We start from the raw sequence: 16,826 nt of genomic DNA on the forward strand, positions 1-16,826 counted from the left end.
TTACGCTAAGTCGCGCGACTATTCGGCCTTGGCTTCGGGCCGGTCCATGCGCTCGGCCCGCTGGGCCAGTTCCTCAAGCCCCATCAACTGACTAAAGACCACGCCATATTCCGGCGCCCGGCGCCAGCACACGGTGGCTTCGAACAACGGCAGTTCGGTCGCTTCCAGCCAGAATTTCTGGCCGATCGCCAGCTTGTGCGTGATCGAAATCCGCGCACCCTGGCGTGAGATATCGAGGATAGTCGCGTCGTAGGACTGGTTTGCCATCCGCACGGTGGCAGGATGATGCACTCGCAAGCGCAAAGGCCGCTTGGGATAAGGGCCGGCTTCCTTGACGAAAGCGTCGACGTCCACCGGCTGGAGGAAACGAAAACCCGCCTCGCCGTTGGCTTCCCAGACTTTCTGCATTGGGAACCGCTGCCCGCTGCCGGTCTCGATCATCATGACCTGGGCGTTGGGCGCGGCGTGGAACAGGCGTAGCTTAAGCCCCGTCTCCGAGACGTCGCGGATGATGCACAGGTATTCCGTGCCCTCCGCGATCAGCTTGGCGCTGCGCAGCATCAAGGCAAAGCGCGGTGCACCGCGCATGTCGGCGCTGGACTGCGGTGTTACCGCCTCTTGTGCCGTGCTTTGAGCCGAATTCCGCATTGAAGCCCCCCGTCATACCGCAATCGCGAACACGCCGACGACGGACGGCCGGACGCTTCTGCGGTCATACTGACGAGTTTATGGCAAACGTCCCTAAAAATTGGTGAAGTTTTGCCGGTTTCCTCGAAACAAACTCGGCTGTTCTTTTAGATACTTACGTAAAGGCGATGCGACATTTGCGGAGATTCTTGCAAAACCTGCCGTCCCTGTCGCCGCCGATTCCATGAGGTGGACAAAACCGGCGCAAGGTGGTGCGGGCGGCGGGACTCGAACCCGCACTGGGAACCCCAAGCGGATTTTAAGTCCGCTGCGTCTACCATTCCGCCACGCCCGCACGCGGGTGGAGTATCTGGCAGATCGATGAGCGCGCGGCAATGGTGCCGGTGGTTACTCGTCCGAGACGTTCAGGCGCTGGCGCATTTCCTTGCCGGGCTTGAAGTAGGGTACGCGCTTTTCGGTGACTTCCACGGTTTCGCCGGTGCGAGGATTGCGACCCTTGCGGCCTTCGCGATGACGGGTGGAAAACGCGCCGAAACCGCGCAATTCCACGCGTCCGCCGGCGGCAAGGCTGTCTCCGATCTCGTCAAAGAAAGTATCGAGCGCACGCTCCACGTCGTCGAGCCGCAGCTCGGGATTTTCCTTCGCCAACGCTTGCAGCAACTCAGACCTGATCATGTGGCCCCCATCTTCAGTGTCCCGATAGGCTGGGCCACTGTTCCTACCATGTGTCGAAGTGCCACTATTTCGGTTTTTCCGCAACGAAAGATGACTTTTGTACAGTAATTTTGCTTTTTGTGCCGCGCAAGTACGGGGCACCCCCCTGCCGTGGGTATGCATCATGGCGCTTTGCTTGGACTTCTGCGGACGCTAGCGTGTGCCGCTTGGGTCATGGGCAAAACAACAAGGATACCGCATGAAAAGCATGGGGAGCTGGAACGAGGGTGACTGGATCGCGGCGATCGCCGCAGTTGCGCTCTTTGCGGTGCTGGTGATCGGTGGTGTCATCTCCACGCGCAAGAGCGAGGAGTTCGCCGGGCATCCCCGTGGCCTGTTCGTGCTGTTCTATGCCGAAATGTGGGAGCGTTTTTCCTACTACGGCATGCGCGCGCTGCTGGTTTTGTACCTGACGCAGTTCTGGCTGTTCAGCGACGGCAAGGCCAACTTGATGTACGGCGGCTATAACAGTCTGGTCTACATCACCCCGGTTCTGGGCGGATATCTGGCGGATCGCTACCTGGGTCAGCGCAAGGCCGTTGTGTTCGGCGGCGTGATCCTGGCGCTGGGCCACCTTTGCATGGCGTACGAAGGCATGCAGGGCGTGACCGACCCGTTGGTCAAGCAGGCGGACCCGGCGATCAACGTGTTCTGGCTGGCACTGGCCCTGATCGTGGTCGGCTCCGGCTTCTTGAAGGCCAACATCTCGGTGATCGCGGGCCAGCTTTACCGGATGACCGATCCGCGCCGCGATGCCGCGTACACCATCTTCTACATGGGCGTGAACACCGGCGCGGCGCTGGGCACGATCCTGGTGGGGTACCTGGGGCAGACGCTGGGCTGGTCCTGGGGCTTCGGCCTGGCCGGCATCGGCATGGTGCTGGGCCTGATCATCTTCATGCTGGGCAAGCCGGCGCTGAAAGGACAGGGCGAGCCGCCCAAGGCGCTGCCCACCAATCGTGAGTGGAGCCTCTATGCCGTGGGCGTGGCTTCTGTCGGCGTGATCTGGCTGCTGGTGCAATATCAGGGCGCGATCCAGAACCTGCTGATCGTATCGGGCGTGGCGATGCTGCTTTATACGCTTTACGAGGCGTTCAAGCTGCCCAAGGAACCGCGCGAGCGGATGTTTGCGATCCTGTTTCTGGTGGCACTGAACCCGGTGTTCTGGGGCTTGTTCGAGCAGGCGGGCGGCAGTCTCAACCTTTATACCGACAAGTACGTGGATCGTGGCGGCGTGCCGACCAGCTTGTTTCAGTCGATCAACCCAATCTACATCATCATGCTGGGGCCAATCTTCGCCGGGCTGTGGCAATGGCTGGGGCGCAAGGGCATCGAGCCGTCAGCGCCCGCCAAGTTCGGCTTCGCGCTTGTCCAGGTCGGCCTCTCGTTCCTGGTCTTCGTCTGGGGCGCGCAGAGCGTGGGTATGGCGGCGCTGACGCCGGTGATCTTCGTGTTCCTGGTCTATCTGCTGCAGACCACGGGCGAACTGTGTCTATCCCCGGTGGGCCTGTCCGCCATGACGCGCCTTTCCCCGGCGCATTTGGGCAGCTTCATCATGGGCGCGTGGTTCTACATGACCGCGGTCGGCCAGTTCGTGGCCGGCAAGATCGGCGAGGCGACCGGCGGCGAAAGCGGCGAGATGAGCAAGGAACTGACGCTGGCGATCTATTCGAAGATCGGCTGGGTCACGATCGGCGTCGCGGTGGTGGTGCTGGTGCTCTCGCCGATCGTGAAGCGCTGGATGCACGTCGAGACCTTGGACGATGGCGATCCGGGTGATGACTTGCGCGGCCTGCCGCAGGCGGGGCTGGAAGCGCAGGAGGCGGGAATGCACCCCGCCGTGCGGCCACGCTGAAGATCCGCGTCACCGCTCCTGCCTTCGCGGGCAGGGCGGTGAACCTGCCGCCCGCTCGCGCATTGCTGCGGGTGTGACCCAACCGCGAACCGATACGCCGGCCCATACGCCATGGCTCAGCCTAGTCCTGGGATACGGACCCACCACGGTGATCCTGGTTGCGGGCATCCTGGCGCTGCTGGGCATCCCCTGGGCCATGACGCTGGGCTGCCTTTGGGCTTCCGCGATCCTGATCTTCCTGGCGGGCGTGGTGCGCGGGCTGAGCTTCTTTACCGCCGGAGGTCCGCGCGCTTCTCAGATCGTGGTGTTCGGCGTGCGCTTCTGGAGCGGGCTGATCGCGCTGGTGCTGCCCCCGATCCTGGCCCTGCCGTTACTGGCGGTGGGCTATCTCTCGTCGCTGATCTACGATCCGTTCGCGGCGCGATCCGGCGCGGCCCCGCGGTACTTCGAGAAGCTGCGACCACCGCAGATGGTAATCGCGGTGGGGGGTTTGGTGCTGCTGTTCGTGGCGGCGTTGCGCGCCTAGCCGGTCCACCGGGGCCCGCGAGCCAGACCGTCCCGGAGCGAGTCCGGGACGATGATAGAGCTCAGGCCCGCGCTTCGGCCACGCCGGTGCTGTTATGGCGCAGCGCCTTGAGCACGGTATCGACGATCTGCGGCGCGTTCAGGCCAGCCTCGTCATACTGGTTCTCGGGCTTGTCGTGATCCTGGAACACGTCGGGCAGGCGCATGGTGCGGATCTTCAGACCCGAATCGGTCAGGCCCTCGTCGCTCGCCATGGTGAGGACGTGCGCGCCCAGGCCACCGATCGAGCCTTCCTCCACCGTCACGATAACTTCGTGGCTGATCATCAGCTTGCGGATCAGGTCGGTGTCTAGCGGCTTGGCAAAGCGCAGATCGGCAACGGTGGTGGATAGCCCCTTGGCCTCCAGCAAGTCAGCGGCCTTGAGCGCTTCGGCCAGGCGGGTGCCGAGCGAGAGCAGCGCCACCTTCGTGCCTTCGCGCACCAGGCGGCCCTTGCCGATTTCCAGCAACTGCGGCGTTTCCGGCAGATCGACGCCCACACCGTTGCCGCGCGGGTAACGAAAAGCGATCGGCCCGGCGTCATATTCGGCGGCGGTGTGGACCATGTGAACCAGTTCCGCCTCATCCGCCGCCGCCATCACCACCAGGTTGGGCAGCGTGGCCAGGTACGTCACGTCAAACGAACCGGCGTGCGTCGCGCCGTCTGCACCGACCAGGCCGGCGCGATCGATGGCGAAGCGCACGGGAAGGTTCTGGATCGCGACGTCGTGCACCACCTGGTCGAACGCGCGCTGCAGGAAGGTGGAATAGATCGCACAGAACGGGCGCATCCCTTGCGCGGCGAGGCCGGCGGCGAAAGTGACGGCGTGCTGTTCGGCGATACCCACGTCGAAAGAGCGATCGGGAAAGGTCTGGGCGAACTTGTCGAGCCCGGTGCCGCCAGGCATTGCCGCGGTGATCGCACAGATGCGGCTGTCTTTCTCGGCCTCAGCCAGGAGGGCCTTGGCAAAGACATTGGTGTAGCTGGGCGGGCCGCCCGCGCTTTTCACCTGCTCGCCGGTGATCACATCGAACTTCTGGACGGCGTGCAGCTTGTCAGCCGCCGCTTCGGCCAGCGCGTACCCCTTGCCTTTCTGGGTGACGACGTGGATCAGGATCGGGCCGGCGGCGGCATCGCGCACGTTTTCCAGCACCGGAACCAGGGCGTCCAGGTCATGCCCATCGATCGGGCCGACATAATAGAAGCCCAGCTCCTCGAACAAGGTGCCGCCCATCGCCATGCCGCGCGCGAACTCGTCGGTCTTGCGGGCGGCGTTGTGCAGCGGGCGGGGCAGCTTGCGGGCAAACTTGCGCGCCAGTTCGCGCAGGCCCAGGAATTGGCCGGAGCTGACCAGCCGCGCGAGATAAGCGGAAAGCCCCCCCACCGGCGGCGCGATCGACATGTCATTGTCGTTCAGGATCACGATCAGGCGATTGCCCGCGTCGCGCGCGTTGTTCATCGCCTCATAGGCCATGCCCGCGCTCATCGCGCCGTCACCGATTACCGCGATGCCGCGCCCCGGCGCCCCGGTCAGCTTGTTGGCAATCGCAAAGCCGAGCGCGGCCGAGATCGAGGTGGAGCTGTGCGCCGTGCCGAACGGATCGTACTCGCTCTCGGAACGCTTGGTGAAGCCGGACAGGCCGCCACCCTGGCGCAAAGTGCGAATGCGGTCCCGCCGGCCGGTCAGGATCTTGTGCGGGTAGGCCTGGTGGCCCACGTCCCAGATAAGGCGATCGTCCGGCGTGTTGAACACATAGTGCAACGCCACCGTCAGCTCGACCACGCCGAGGCCCGAACCGAAGTGCCCACCGGTCTGCCCCACGGCGCTGATCATCTCCGTGCGCAGTTCGTCCGCCAGCTGGCGCAGCTGGGTCGGCTTCAGTTTGCGCAAGTCGTCAGGAGTGTTGACGGTATCGAGGAGAGGGGTTGCCGGGTCGGCTGTCATGAAAGGGTTCTACACACGCATTGTTATTCTGTCGAACAGGACAACAAGCATTATGAGCGTCATGCCCTGAATGACAGGAAAAACCGCAAGGTACAGTATTCCGGCAGGGCAGGTGCCCCGCCGTCAATTGCAGGAGGCGCAGATCCCGCGCAATTCCACCACGGGGCGCACATCGGCAAACCCGGCGTCCTTTGCGGCACCGATCAGCGAACCGGTCAGCCGATCATCGTCGATATGGACCGCGTTTCCGCACGAATCGCAGATAAGGAAGATGCAGTCATGCCGGCAGCCCGGGTGGCTGTTAGCGATATAGGCGTTGGCGCTTTCCACGCGGCGGGCCAGATTGGTGCGCACGAACAAATCCAGGATGCGATAGACGCTGTTGGGCGCCACGCGCTTGCCGCGCTGGCCGGATACCCTTTCGGCCAGATCATAGGCGGAGGCGGGACGCTCGCACGAGGCCAGCGCATCGAACACGTCTGCGCGCATGTCGGTCCATTGTTCGCCCGCATCGACCAACGCGTTGCGTGCGGCGGATACCAGGTTGTCACCTGAATGTTCGTGATGGGAATGCCCGGGCATGAAGCCGATATGGCCCCGCCGACGCGCGGGCGCAACGGTCGCGCTCAGTTGCGCGTGAAGCCCGGCTTGTAGAGGGCAGGGTAGGTGGCTTTCAGTGCCGCGACCTTGGGGGCGTCCCACCGCACGATATAGCCATGATCGGGATTGCGCAGCGCGAAATCCTGATGGTGCGATTCTGCCGGGAAGAAGCCGCGATACGGCTCGATCCGGGTTACGATCGGGCGCGACCATAGCTTTGCCTGGCCCAGCTGCTGGACATAAGCCTTGGCGACCCGCGCCTGTTCGGGATTAAGCGGAATCAGCGCGGTGCGATATTGGCTGCCCGTGTCCGGCCCCTGGCGATTGAGCAAGGTAGGATCGGCGATCACCGAAAAGTAGATGCGCAAAAGCTGATCGTAACGGACCACCTTCGGGTCCCAGGTGACGCGAACCGCTTCGGCATGGCCGGTGTCACCACCGCTGACCACATCGTACTGTGCGGTCTGCCGCGTGCCGCCGGAGTAGCCGGAAACCGCGCTCGTCACGCCCTTCACATGGCTGAAAACCGCCTCCACGCCCCAAAAACAGCCACCGGCGAAAATGGCGGTCTCACGCGGGCCCACGTCGTTGGACTGAACTTTAGCCGCCGGAGCGGCAACCGCCTGCTCTGCCTGCGCGGCCTGGGTGCAGGCGCTGAAAGCGGCAAGTAGCGGGAGCAGGGCGGCCAAGCGGCGCATCGTGCGGCTCAGTTAGCCTGTGCAGCTTGCGCGGCGGGAACGATGCCGTTCGCGATGTCGACCGCAGAACCGATGCCCAGCGTGCCCAGCACGAGGACCGCGCCGCCGGCGAAGCCAAGCATGAAGAAGCGCGCGAATTCGGTTTTCAAAAAACTCATCTCAACGTCCAATCTTAAACTTTCGTTCCGCCGTCGATGGGCGGTATGGATGTAAGGCGCTTGCCCTGTCCTGAACGGTGCCTTCAAACGGCCTTAATCTGGATGAGCGCGCGTTGACGAATGCCAAACGGTCCATCCCGGATCGCGGGCGATCAATGGCGGAAGTGGCGCATCCCGGTGAAGACCATGGCAAGGCCGGCATCGTCCGCCGCCTTGATCACCTCGTCATCGCGAATCGAGCCGCCCGGCTGGATCACTGCGGTCGCGCCCGCTTCGGCCGCGGCCAGCAGGCCATCGGCGAAGGGGAAGAACGCATCGGAAGCCACCGCGCTGCCCATGGTGCGCGGGGTTGCCCAGCCATAAGTCTGCGCGGCTTCGGCAGCCTTCATCGCGGCGATCCGCGACGAATCGCGGCGGTTCATCTGGCCTGCGCCGATGCCGGCAGTGACGCCATCCTTGGCATAGACGATCGCGTTGGACTTGACGTGGCGGGCCACCGTCCAGGCGAAGAGGCAGTCCTTCAGTTCCTGCTCGGTGGGCGCGCGCTGGGTCACCACCTTCAGGTCCGCCGCGTTGATCGCGCCATTGTCACGGTCCTGGACCAGGATGCCGCCCGCGATCAGCGCCAGGACCTGGCCGGCGCGGCGCGGATCGGGCAGACCTTGCGTCAGCAGCAGGCGCAGGTTCTTTTTCCTGGCGAAGACGGCGCGCGCCGCCTCATCGGCTCCGGGGGCGACGACCACTTCGGTGAAGATCTGGCAGATCGCCTCTGCGGTGGGGCCATCCAGCGGGCGGTTCACGGCAACGATGCCGCCGAACGCGGACACGCTGTCACACTGCAAGGCGCCGTTCCACGCGTCCAGCAGCGATCCGGCTTGCGCCACGCCGCACGGATTGGCGTGCTTGACGATCACGACCGCCGGGGCCTGATCGCGGAACTCGGCCACCAGTTCCAGCGCGGCGTTGGCGTCGTTATAGTTGTTGTAGGACAATTCCTTGCCCTGCACCTGCTCCGCCTGCGGCAGACCCTGCACGTGCGGGCCGGCGGGCAGGTAGAGCGCTGCGTCCTGATGCGGGTTCTCGCCGTAGCGCAGCGATCCCGCCAGTACGCGCGTCATGCTGATGCGCGGGGGGAACTTCTCGCCCTGATCAACACCAGCGAACCACTGGCCGATCGCCGAATCGTAGGCGGCGGTGGCGGCGAAGGCGCGGGCTGCCAGCTTCTTGCGGAACGCCAGGTCCGTCGCGCCATCGTTGGCGTCCAGTTGGCCAAGCAGCTCGGCGTAGTCGCCCGCATCGGTGACGATGGCGACATAGGCGTGGTTCTTCGCGGCGGAGCGCACCATGGAAGGACCGCCGATGTCGATGTTCTCGATCACCTCGTCCCGCTCCGCACCTTTGGCCACGGTCGCTTCGAAGGGGTAGAGGTTGACCACCACCAGGTCGATCGCGCCGATGCCGTGCTCGTTCATCGCGGCGGCATGTTCGGCGTTGTCGCGCACGGCCAGCAGTCCACCATGAACCATCGGGTGCAGCGTCTTCACGCGGCCGTCCATCATCTCGGGGAAGCCGGTCAGGTCGGACACGTCCTTCACCGTCAAGCCCGCGTCGCGCAGAGCCTTGGCCGTGCCGCCGGTGGAGACCAGTTCCACGCCGCGCGCCGCCAGTGCCTGCCCCAGTTCGGCCAGCCCGGTCTTGTCCGACACGGAAAGCAAGGCACGGCGGATGGGAACGAGTTGGGTCATGACGGCGTTATCCTGGGTTGCGCAGCGCGCGCTCCCTATAACGGGAAGGCCTCAGGGGGAAGGGCAGATGCGTGTTGGCGGACCTGATCCGGGACCCGTTCAGCCCATCTTCTTCAACAGCCAGCCAAAGTTTCCGCCTCCGCGAGAGACGAGCCCTTGCAGCACCAGCTGCTGCGTCGCCACCGGGCGGCCCTGGCCATCGACCCACAAGCTGTCTTCCAAGGCGATATCGCATCCTGAAGCCACGAACTGCCAGTAGCTGCCGTCCGGCAGGGCCAGGCCTGCGCCTTGGCCGTTCTCGGCCAGTCCAACCTCCACGTCCGGCCCCAGGTGGAAGCGGATCGCGAAGCTCACCTTGCCGCGCTTGGCCTTGCGGGTGGAGGGCAGCAGCAGGTCTTCCCCGCGCAGTTCGGAGCCATCGTCCCGCAGGATCAGGATGCGCCGATGCGTCAGGCCATAGCGGCCGGCATAGCCGTTGTGGCTGGCCTCCAGCCGGGTAGCGGATGATCCGCCGCTCTCGATCGTGCGGCGCTCGATATCGACTTCGGACACGCCGACGCCGATCGCCCCGTTGATCAGCACGGCGGTAGAGTTGGCATCGTCCAGCGTGAGGGTGGAGTGCGCGGCGGTGGCGCGCAGGCCTTGTTCCAGGCGCAGCGGAAGCAGCCCGCCCGCCGACCCGGCGCCGCCGCAATTGACGATCAGGCGCTGCCCATCGTGCGAAAGCTCGAACGCCAGGGTCGAGGCGCATCCGAAGCGCGCGTGCTTGGGCATCGGCGGCGGCGCGGCATCGAATTGCAGCACCGTGCGCCCGGCCAGCACGCGCTGGTATCCCCATTGGCGCACGTCACGCAAAGGCCGGGTGCGCACGCCGCTGGCCTCGATCAGTTCGACGATCTCATCTTCACCGATCGCCCAGCCACCCTGCCAGTTGCCCAGCGCGCTGTCGGAGTGGACCAGCGCCAGCAACGGCGGCACCAGCAGGCTGATCATCGCCTCCACCGCCTTGGGCGGATCGCGGCGCGTGGCGCGGTAGCAGGCGCGCAGGCGCACCAGCAGCGCGATCGCCTCCATCTGCGCGATCGGGCTGCGGGACAGGACGCCGCCGTCTTCACCCACCAGCTCGCCCAGCGCCTTGATCAGGCCGGCTTCACCGAACAGGCGGCGCGGCTTGCCATCGGGCAGCAACAAGCCCGCGGCGACGATCGCGCACCAACCGGCGACTTCGGCCAGCCCATCCTCGGCATGGCTGACGTTGCGATCCAGCCAGCGCGCGGTTTCGTTCATCGCGCGCAGGGTGCGAGTGCGCAGCGCCTTTTCGCCGGAGAGGATCAGCGGCGCATGGATCAGCCAGTGGATCAGGCGCGTGCCGGTGTTGCCCACGCTCCACGCCGGACCCTTGCCGGGCTTGGTGGGCGGCTTGGGATTGGCGTTGAGCCAGGTGCCCAGGATGCGCTCCGCCAGCGGGGTGACTTGCGTACGCGGGGCGCAGGCTTCCAGGTCCGCCAGCCAGGTGAAGCCGTGCACCACCCGCTCCAGCGGTGGCGTGACGCGGGCCGCGCCGGCATAGTCGACTTGCGCGATCGGCGTCTTCGCGCCGTGGATCAGGAAATGCCCGGCGCGCAGCGCGGTGCCGGAAACGCGGTTGCCCGGCAGCGGGTTGGTGACGGTGGCCAGCAGCCGCAGCTTGGCCTTCTTGCCCATCGGCGAGACCAGCGTGGAGGCGGGCACGCCCAGCCGATAGGCGAAGCGGATCAGGCGTTCACTGGTGCCGATTTCGGGCGCGGTGAAATCCGACAGGGCGAGGGCACGGCCCGGCTCGATCAGTTCCCCGTTGGCCGCCAGCTCGGGTGTCGGCCCGTGATCAGAGCCAGCGTGGTCATGGCCAGCGTGATCAGGCCTGGCGGCGTCAGACGCGTTGCGATCTTCGTCCTCCAACACGCCCTCCTCTCCCGTCTCGTCCAGCGGTATCGCCCGAGGTTCGCTGCGGTTCCGGGGAGCCGGGCGGGTTCGCGGGCGAAGTGCCTGGACCAATGCGTCAATCCAGGCCCTTGAGGGTGCGGATATTGGCGGCGTATCTCTCAGGCCCGCCCTTGAACGTGGCGGTTCCGGCCACCAGCACGTCCGCCCCGGCATCGATGCAGGAGGGGGCGGTGCCGGCATCGACGCCGCCGTCCACCTCCAGTCGAATGTCGCGACCGGACTTGTCGATCATCTTGCGCACCGCCTCGATCTTCCGGAGCTGGCTGGAGATGAAGCTCTGCCCGCCGAAACCGGGGTTGACGCTCATGATCAGGACCAGGTCGATATCGTCGATCAGATAGTCCAGCATCTTGGCCGGAGTGCCGGGATTGAGCGAGACGCCCGCCAGTTTGCCCAGGTTCTTAATCGCCTGCACGGTGCGGTGGATGTGCGGGCCCGCTTCGGGATGAACGGTGATGATGTCCGCCCCGGCATTGGCAAAGGCTTCCAGATAGCCGTCCACCGGGGAGATCATCAGATGCACGTCGAACGGCTTGGCGGTGTGGGGCCGCAAGGCCTTCACCACGGCCGGGCCGATGGTGATGTTGGGCACGTAATGGCCGTCCATCACGTCAACGTGGATCCAGTCTGCCCCGGCCGCATCGATGGCGCGAACTTCCTCTCCCAGGCGGGCGAAGTCGGCAGACAGGATGGAGGGGGAAATCAGCGGCACGGCCATGCGGGGATAAATCCTTTATCGGCGAATAGAACACACTATCTTGTGCGGACAAGCCAAGGTGACCCGTTTTCCACACACGATGTCGAATAGCCGCGCCCTTACCATCTTCGGCGCGCATTCGAAGTGGGGATGATCGGGCATGAAGGGAATTCAGTGCGGATTAAGCGCCCGGGTGGCATCCAGGTACAAAGCGCGGGGCTGGAATAGTGAAAAGGCAGGCTTTGGGCCGGGCCTTTGGAAAGATTAGCAGGACATGATCGACAAGACGTATCGGATGCGTGGGCATTCCTTGATGAAATCGACGCTTCTGGCGGGGATGGCCGGTGCCCTGGCGCTGGGCGGCGCCGTTCCGGCCATGGCCCAGTACAAGCAGGAAATCCGCAACGATCTGCGGCGCTGCTCTGCAGGCGAAGGCCCCGCCGTGATGGTGACGGTTGACGGCATCACCAGCGGCAGCGGCCTGATGCGCGTGCAAACTTATCGCGGCACCGCGGCGGACTGGCTGCAACACGGCCGCTGGCTTTCGCGCGTGGAAGTGCCCGCGCGCGCCGGTTCGATGACATTCTGCCTGCCCGTGCCTTCCGAGGGCACTTATGCGGTGGCGGTGCGCCATGACGTGAACGGCAACGGCAAGACCGACATCCGCACCGATGGCGGCGGCATGTCCAACAACCCCAGCATCAACATCTTCAACCTGGGCAAGCCCAGCGTGAGCAAGACCGCCTTCACCGTGGGCAAGGGCGTGAAATCGATCCGCATCACCATGAAGTATTTCTAGGGCCGCTCCAGCAGCGAGCGGACTTGCTTAAGGTCTGACGGCTTGTCGACATCGACGGCGGCCAGCCCGTCGCGCGCGGGGACGCTGGCGGCGATGATGCCGATGCGCCGGCCCAGCCGTGCGATCGCTTCGGCCATGGTCAAGCGGCCCAGGGCATAGCACCACAAGGTGCCCGCGCCCAACCGGGCGGCGATCCGCCAAGGGCGCTTGCGATCGGCCTCCACCGCTGCCCAGGTCTCGATCGCGGCTGTGGCTCTAGAGTTTGCCAGCAGGAACAGATTGCACCCGGACCAGCCGCCGTCCGCCAGCCTGAGGTAGGTGCGGCGCGTGCCAGGCAGGGCGCGCTCCACGGCCGTACGATGCGCCAGCAGCACCGCCACGTCTGCGTCCGCAGGCGTATCGGCCAGAAAATCGCGGACCCAGTCGGGTTGCAGCAGCGCATGGTCTGCGGTCGTCACCAGCATCGGTGCGCCCAGCGTGGCGAAGGCGGTGGCGACGCTGGCGCTGGGCCCGCTGGCGGTGGGCAGCACGATGCAGCCCAGCCGGGTCGCCAGCGCAACCACCTCAGGCTCGTTCGCGCTGACGGCGATCTGGGCGATACCAGCATGGCGCAGCGCGTCGACCACGCGTGCCAGCATCTGCTCTCCCACGATCGGCACCAGCGCCTTGTGGGCAACGCCTTCGGCTTCGGCGACAGGATCGCGCGCGCCCGGTCGCGATCCGGCAAGCACCAGGGCGCTGATGGGTGCGGCAGCAGGCATGGCTCAGCCCGCTGCCTTCTTCGCGCGCCACACCTGCCACAACACTGCGGGTGCGGCGAGCACCGGGTGCTTCTCACGCCAGGGTGTCAGGTGAACGGCGATGCCGGTATGCCGCTCCACCTTCCACGCGCCGTAGCGGGCCGCGCCTTCGAATGTGGTGGAGGCTCGCACCAGCCGCACCAGATTGTAGAATTTGCCCAGCCGTTGCCGCTTGCGCCACCAGCGCAGCAGGGCGGCGCGGCGCGATGGGGCAAGCTCGGGGCGGAGCGTACCATCGGGCAGACGGGTGAAGGCGATGCCCTCCGCCGCCAAGGCCAGCGGCAGCAGCCCGTCGAAATGCTCGCGATTGGCGGCCAGGATCGAATCTTCTCGTCCGCTTTTCTCCACGCGGAATTCGGCGGCGTAAGTCGCGCGGAACAAGGCGCGCCAGTAGCTGTCCGGCGTGCCCGCGTCTGGCCCCAGGGCGACGGCCAGCCGCGCGGCAGTGCGCGCGGCTTGCGCCACCGCGTCCCGCGTGTCTTGCGCGGCCCCTTCGTTGCGGCACCACACCAAGCCGGAGGGCTGCACGAAGCGCGCCCAGATCGTGGTGTCGATCAGTTGCCCGGCGGCGGCGGCGGAAAAGGTCGCCAGCGTCATCGTCGCCACTTTCGCCCGCAGGGTCACGCCCTGATGGTCCCATTCGTGATAGCTGACGCGCGGCCAGATCCCGCGCTCGATCGGGCCGGACGTCAGCACGTAGAAATCGAGGACGCCGTCCAGCAGCATCGTGCGCAAGTTGGAGCCGTAGAACAGCACCGAAAGCACGTCTGGTCCGGCAAGTCTCTCGGCGAAAGCGGCCACTTCGGGCATCACCGGCCGCGCCAGTGCGCTGGCGGTCCGCCCGGTCAACGTGTTGATCATGGCACCACGAAAGTCAGCGTCGGCCCTTCCTGAAGGACATAATGCCCCGCCGGGAACGCCTCTCCGTCCAGGATGAAAGCGCCGCCCAGATCGAAGTCGATCGGCCCTGTGGCGACCCGGTGCGCACCGGCGCGTTGCATGAAACGGGGCAGCAACCCCAGCAGCATCACCGGCAGCATCAGCAGCAGCCACCGCACCGGAGCGTCCAGCACCGCCAGCTTCAGGCCCGCCGGCGGATTGGGGCCGAACGGGCGCAGGCCCAGCGGAAACTTCTCGAACGTGGTGGCGATCGCCATGAACCGCTCGTCCGGAGCGCCTGGCCCGCGCCGGGGCAGTTCGCGCCCGGACACCAGATTGCGCAGGCGCATCCGCGTGCTGGAACGCCAGGTGTTGCCCGCTTTCCCGAACACGATCTGCAGGATGCACCAGGCGATGGTAAGGCCGACGGCGAAGCTGTTGAAGGCGCCGCGCCGATGCGCGGCCTGCCCGGCCTCGGTGCCGATGGTGAACACGCCCGAACCCAGAAAGAAGCCCAGGACACCGGCGCCGCGATCTTCCTCGCCCTTGGCGGTGATCCGCATCGGCCGACGCAGCACCACCTCGCCCTGACGCGCAGCGACCAGCGCCTCGGCCAGGCTCCAGTGGTTGGGCAGCCCCAGATCGACGGCCAGGGCGTTGGTCTTGCCCTTGGGCAAAACGATCAGCGAGGGCCAGTTATCGCCGAAGATCGGCGCGCCGCAGGTCAGCACATCGCGCACGGTGCCGTCCCCGCCATCGATCGCCAGGTAATCGATCCCCCGCTCGGCGAATTCGCGCAGACTGTCGGACAGCGCTTCGCGGCTGTGGGGCGTCTCGGTCAGGATGTTGGAGCAATCGGCCAGTTCCGCCGGGCTGCCCACGTTGCGATGGCTGCGCGGATTGCGCACGATGCCCACCAGGGGCACCGCTCGCCCTTGCGGGACATAGCGCGTCACCGCGTGGCTCGCGTCGCCGCGCCCATAGCCGCCGCCGAGCGGCTCGAATTCGTAGATCGTTCCGTGCACAATCCGCCCTACGTAAGGAGAGTGGCGCTGGAAATCACCCTATTTCCGCTGCGGACATCCCGATGTTACAGTTCGGTGGCATTCGGGATCGGCCTGATCCGCCCCGGCATTGCCCGAGGCCAGGCGCTGCACTAGGGCTGCGGCAATGGTCGCATCGCAAATCACTCCGGCTTTCCAGATCATCGGCAGCAATCCCACGCGCCTGTGGGGCATGGACGTGGCCGAGCGTACACGCAGGATCGCCACCGCCGCTGGCCTCTCGGTGCGACAGGGGGACGATGCTCCGGCGCTGCTGGTGAACGCCGCCTTTGCATTCGATCCGCCGTGGCTGCGCCATATCGCCGCGCATCCGGGCCTAGTGCTGACGCTGGGCGGCGTGCCGGTGCTGGCCCACGCTATTGACGCACAAGACGCGCAGGCCGTGGCGGACGCGATGGCCGGGCAGCGCCACCTCGATCCGCGAGGCGCGCTGCAAATCCTAGCCTTCGAAGATGGCCCGACGATCGAGAACAAGGCGCTGCGCAAGCGTGAGACGCCGTTCGTCACGCCGCTGCGGCCGGACACCGTGCGCACGATCGAGCGGGCAAGCTACTTCGGCGCCTACAAGGGCGTCACCGATATCCTGACCAAGTACCTGTGGCCCGAATGGGCGCTGGTGCTGACCCGCATCTGCGCGCGCATTGGGCTGACGCCCAACATGGTGACGACGATCGGCGCGGTGCTGTGCGTGCTGGCCACCTGGTGCTTTGCCGAAGGGCGCTACTGGTTGGGCATGGCGCTGGGCCTGGGCTTCATGGTGCTGGATACCGTGGACGGCAAGCTGGCGCGGTGCACCATCACCTCGTCCGCATGGGGCAATGTCTTCGATCATGGCATGGACCTGGTGCATCCGCCGTTCTGGTGGTGGTTCTGGGCCACGGGGCTGGTCCACTGGGGCCTGGCCTACGATACCGAGACCTTCTGGTGGGTGCAGGGCGCGATCCAGCTGGGCTACTGGGTGCAGCGCGCGATCGAGGGCGTGTTCATGCGCCAGAACGGGCAGATGCACATCCACGTCTGGCGGCGGTTCGACAGCAAGTTTCGCCTGATTACCGCCCGCCGCAATCCCAACATGGTGATCCTGTTCATCGCGACGGCCCTCGGCAGGCCGGACGTGGGCCTGATCCTGGTCGCGTGGTGGACGGCGATCTCCTGCCTCGTCCATGGCATACGGCTGGTGCAGGCGTGGATCGTGCGATCCCGTGGCGAGCCGATCACCAGCTGGCTATCCGATGAAGGATCGATCCAACGATGAACGAGACGATCCGCAAGTTCGGCTACCCGGCTACGCTGGTGGCCGAACACGATCACTGGGTCGTCCTGCTGCGCCCCGCACAGCCGACGCTGGGCAGCCTGGTGCTGGCCGCCAAGTCCGACGTCACCGCGTTCGGCGACTTGCCGACACAGGCTCATGCCGAACTGAAAGTGGTCACCAGCGCGATCGAGACGGCGCTGCGCGGTTTTGTCGACTATGCCAAGCTCAATTACCTGATGCTGATGATGGTCGATCCGCACGTCCACTTTCACGTGATCCCCCGTTACGAAGGGTCGCGCGAGTGGCAGGGAAAGCAGTTTCCCGATGCCGGCTGGCCCAAGGTGCCAGACCTCTCCGCCGCCGTGGCGTTGAGCGAGGATGACATCGCCGATCTGGTACGGCAGCTGCAAGCCGCCTGAGA

The 16,826-nt window shown here is 65.7% G+C and carries 17 protein-coding genes and 1 tRNA gene; 5 read left to right on the forward strand and 13 right to left on the reverse strand.

Features of this window, described 5'->3' with window-relative positions:
- Nucleotides 1-18: 18 nt before the first annotated feature.
- From GGR39_RS02150 to GGR39_RS02160, 3 genes are all read right to left on the reverse strand, one after another.
- Nucleotides 19-648 carry a PilZ domain-containing protein gene (locus tag GGR39_RS02150; protein ID WP_183615671.1) on the reverse strand — a complete coding sequence of 210 codons (630 nt, stop codon included), beginning with the start codon at nucleotides 646-648 and terminating at the stop codon, nucleotides 19-21.
- A 249-nt stretch (nucleotides 649-897) separates the two neighbouring features.
- A tRNA-Leu gene (locus GGR39_RS02155) sits at nucleotides 898-982 on the reverse strand.
- 53 nt (nucleotides 983-1,035) lie between these two features.
- Nucleotides 1,036-1,323, reverse strand: a complete 288-nt coding sequence (locus GGR39_RS02160; RefSeq protein ID WP_058735624.1) for an integration host factor subunit beta — start codon at nucleotides 1,321-1,323, stop codon at nucleotides 1,036-1,038.
- Between the two features lie 238 nt (nucleotides 1,324-1,561).
- Here GGR39_RS02160 and GGR39_RS02165 point away from each other — a divergent pair, with 238 nt between their 5' ends.
- On the forward strand, nucleotides 1,562-3,217 hold the full coding sequence (locus GGR39_RS02165) for a peptide MFS transporter (RefSeq protein WP_183615672.1): 1,656 nt from the start codon (nucleotides 1,562-1,564) through the stop codon (nucleotides 3,215-3,217).
- A gap of 73 nt (nucleotides 3,218-3,290) precedes the next feature.
- A complete protein-coding gene (locus GGR39_RS02170) occupies nucleotides 3,291-3,743 on the forward strand; it encodes a DUF3429 domain-containing protein (protein WP_183615673.1) in 453 nt (150 codons plus the stop codon).
- Nucleotides 3,744-3,804: 61 nt separating this feature from the next.
- Here GGR39_RS02170 and dxs read toward each other — a convergent pair whose 3' ends face one another.
- The 7 genes from dxs to rpe form a co-directional block, all read right to left on the reverse strand.
- Nucleotides 3,805-5,727, reverse strand: coding sequence for a 1-deoxy-D-xylulose-5-phosphate synthase (gene dxs / locus GGR39_RS02175; protein ID WP_183615674.1), 1,923 nt, complete (start codon nucleotides 5,725-5,727; stop codon nucleotides 3,805-3,807).
- Nucleotides 5,728-5,850: 123 nt separating this feature from the next.
- Entirely contained in the window at nucleotides 5,851-6,309 is a 459-nt protein-coding gene (locus GGR39_RS02180) for a Fur family transcriptional regulator (RefSeq protein WP_183615675.1), read from the reverse strand.
- A 44-nt stretch (nucleotides 6,310-6,353) separates the two neighbouring features.
- Nucleotides 6,354-7,025: a peptide-methionine (S)-S-oxide reductase MsrA gene (gene msrA / locus GGR39_RS02185; RefSeq protein WP_183615676.1), complete on the reverse strand. Its 672-nt coding sequence runs from the start codon at nucleotides 7,023-7,025 to the stop codon at nucleotides 6,354-6,356.
- A gap of 8 nt (nucleotides 7,026-7,033) precedes the next feature.
- On the reverse strand, nucleotides 7,034-7,195 hold the full coding sequence (locus tag GGR39_RS02190; protein ID WP_183615955.1) for a hypothetical protein: 162 nt from the start codon (nucleotides 7,193-7,195) through the stop codon (nucleotides 7,034-7,036).
- Between the two features lie 140 nt (nucleotides 7,196-7,335).
- Nucleotides 7,336-8,928, reverse strand: a complete 1,593-nt coding sequence (gene purH / locus GGR39_RS02195; protein WP_183615677.1) for a bifunctional phosphoribosylaminoimidazolecarboxamide formyltransferase/IMP cyclohydrolase — start codon at nucleotides 8,926-8,928, stop codon at nucleotides 7,336-7,338.
- Between the two features lie 99 nt (nucleotides 8,929-9,027).
- Nucleotides 9,028-10,962, reverse strand: a complete 1,935-nt coding sequence (locus tag GGR39_RS02200; RefSeq protein ID WP_246388189.1) for a heparinase II/III family protein — start codon at nucleotides 10,960-10,962, stop codon at nucleotides 9,028-9,030.
- 4 nt (nucleotides 10,963-10,966) lie between these two features.
- Nucleotides 10,967-11,629 carry a ribulose-phosphate 3-epimerase gene (gene rpe, locus GGR39_RS02205; protein ID WP_183615678.1) on the reverse strand — a complete coding sequence of 221 codons (663 nt, stop codon included), beginning with the start codon at nucleotides 11,627-11,629 and terminating at the stop codon, nucleotides 10,967-10,969.
- A gap of 292 nt (nucleotides 11,630-11,921) precedes the next feature.
- Here rpe and GGR39_RS02210 point away from each other — a divergent pair, with 292 nt between their 5' ends.
- Nucleotides 11,922-12,407, forward strand: coding sequence for a DUF2141 domain-containing protein (locus tag GGR39_RS02210; protein ID WP_058735615.1), 486 nt, complete (start codon nucleotides 11,922-11,924; stop codon nucleotides 12,405-12,407).
- On the opposite strand, the gene GGR39_RS02215 is transcribed toward GGR39_RS02210, so the two are convergent.
- The 3 genes from GGR39_RS02215 to GGR39_RS02225 are packed head-to-tail and all read right to left on the reverse strand — an operon-like array spanning nucleotide 12,404 to nucleotide 15,111.
- Complete coding sequence (locus GGR39_RS02215; protein ID WP_183615679.1) at nucleotides 12,404-13,168, reverse strand: nucleotidyltransferase family protein; 765 nt, start codon at nucleotides 13,166-13,168, stop codon at nucleotides 12,404-12,406. The genes GGR39_RS02210 and GGR39_RS02215 overlap by 4 nt on opposite strands.
- Before the next feature lie 3 nt (nucleotides 13,169-13,171).
- On the reverse strand, nucleotides 13,172-14,068 hold the full coding sequence (locus GGR39_RS02220; RefSeq protein WP_183615680.1) for a hypothetical protein: 897 nt from the start codon (nucleotides 14,066-14,068) through the stop codon (nucleotides 13,172-13,174).
- Entirely contained in the window at nucleotides 14,065-15,111 is a 1,047-nt protein-coding gene (locus GGR39_RS02225; protein ID WP_183615681.1) for a diacylglycerol kinase family protein, read from the reverse strand. Before GGR39_RS02225 ends, GGR39_RS02220 begins: the two co-directional genes overlap by 4 nt.
- Before the next feature lie 145 nt (nucleotides 15,112-15,256).
- Between GGR39_RS02225 and GGR39_RS02230 the strand changes: the two genes are divergently transcribed.
- Both GGR39_RS02230 and GGR39_RS02235 read left to right on the forward strand, forming a co-directional pair.
- Nucleotides 15,257-16,405 (forward strand): CDP-alcohol phosphatidyltransferase family protein, encoded by a 1,149-nt coding sequence (locus tag GGR39_RS02230; RefSeq protein ID WP_183615682.1) that lies wholly within the window; start codon nucleotides 15,257-15,259, stop codon nucleotides 16,403-16,405.
- Complete coding sequence (locus GGR39_RS02235; RefSeq protein ID WP_183615683.1) at nucleotides 16,402-16,824, forward strand: HIT family protein; 423 nt, start codon at nucleotides 16,402-16,404, stop codon at nucleotides 16,822-16,824. Before GGR39_RS02230 ends, GGR39_RS02235 begins: the two co-directional genes overlap by 4 nt.
- Nucleotides 16,825-16,826 lie beyond the last annotated feature (2 nt).

The organism is Novosphingobium fluoreni, from assembly GCF_014196615.1.
Classification (GTDB): Bacteria; Pseudomonadota; Alphaproteobacteria; order Sphingomonadales; family Sphingomonadaceae; genus Novosphingobium; species Novosphingobium fluoreni.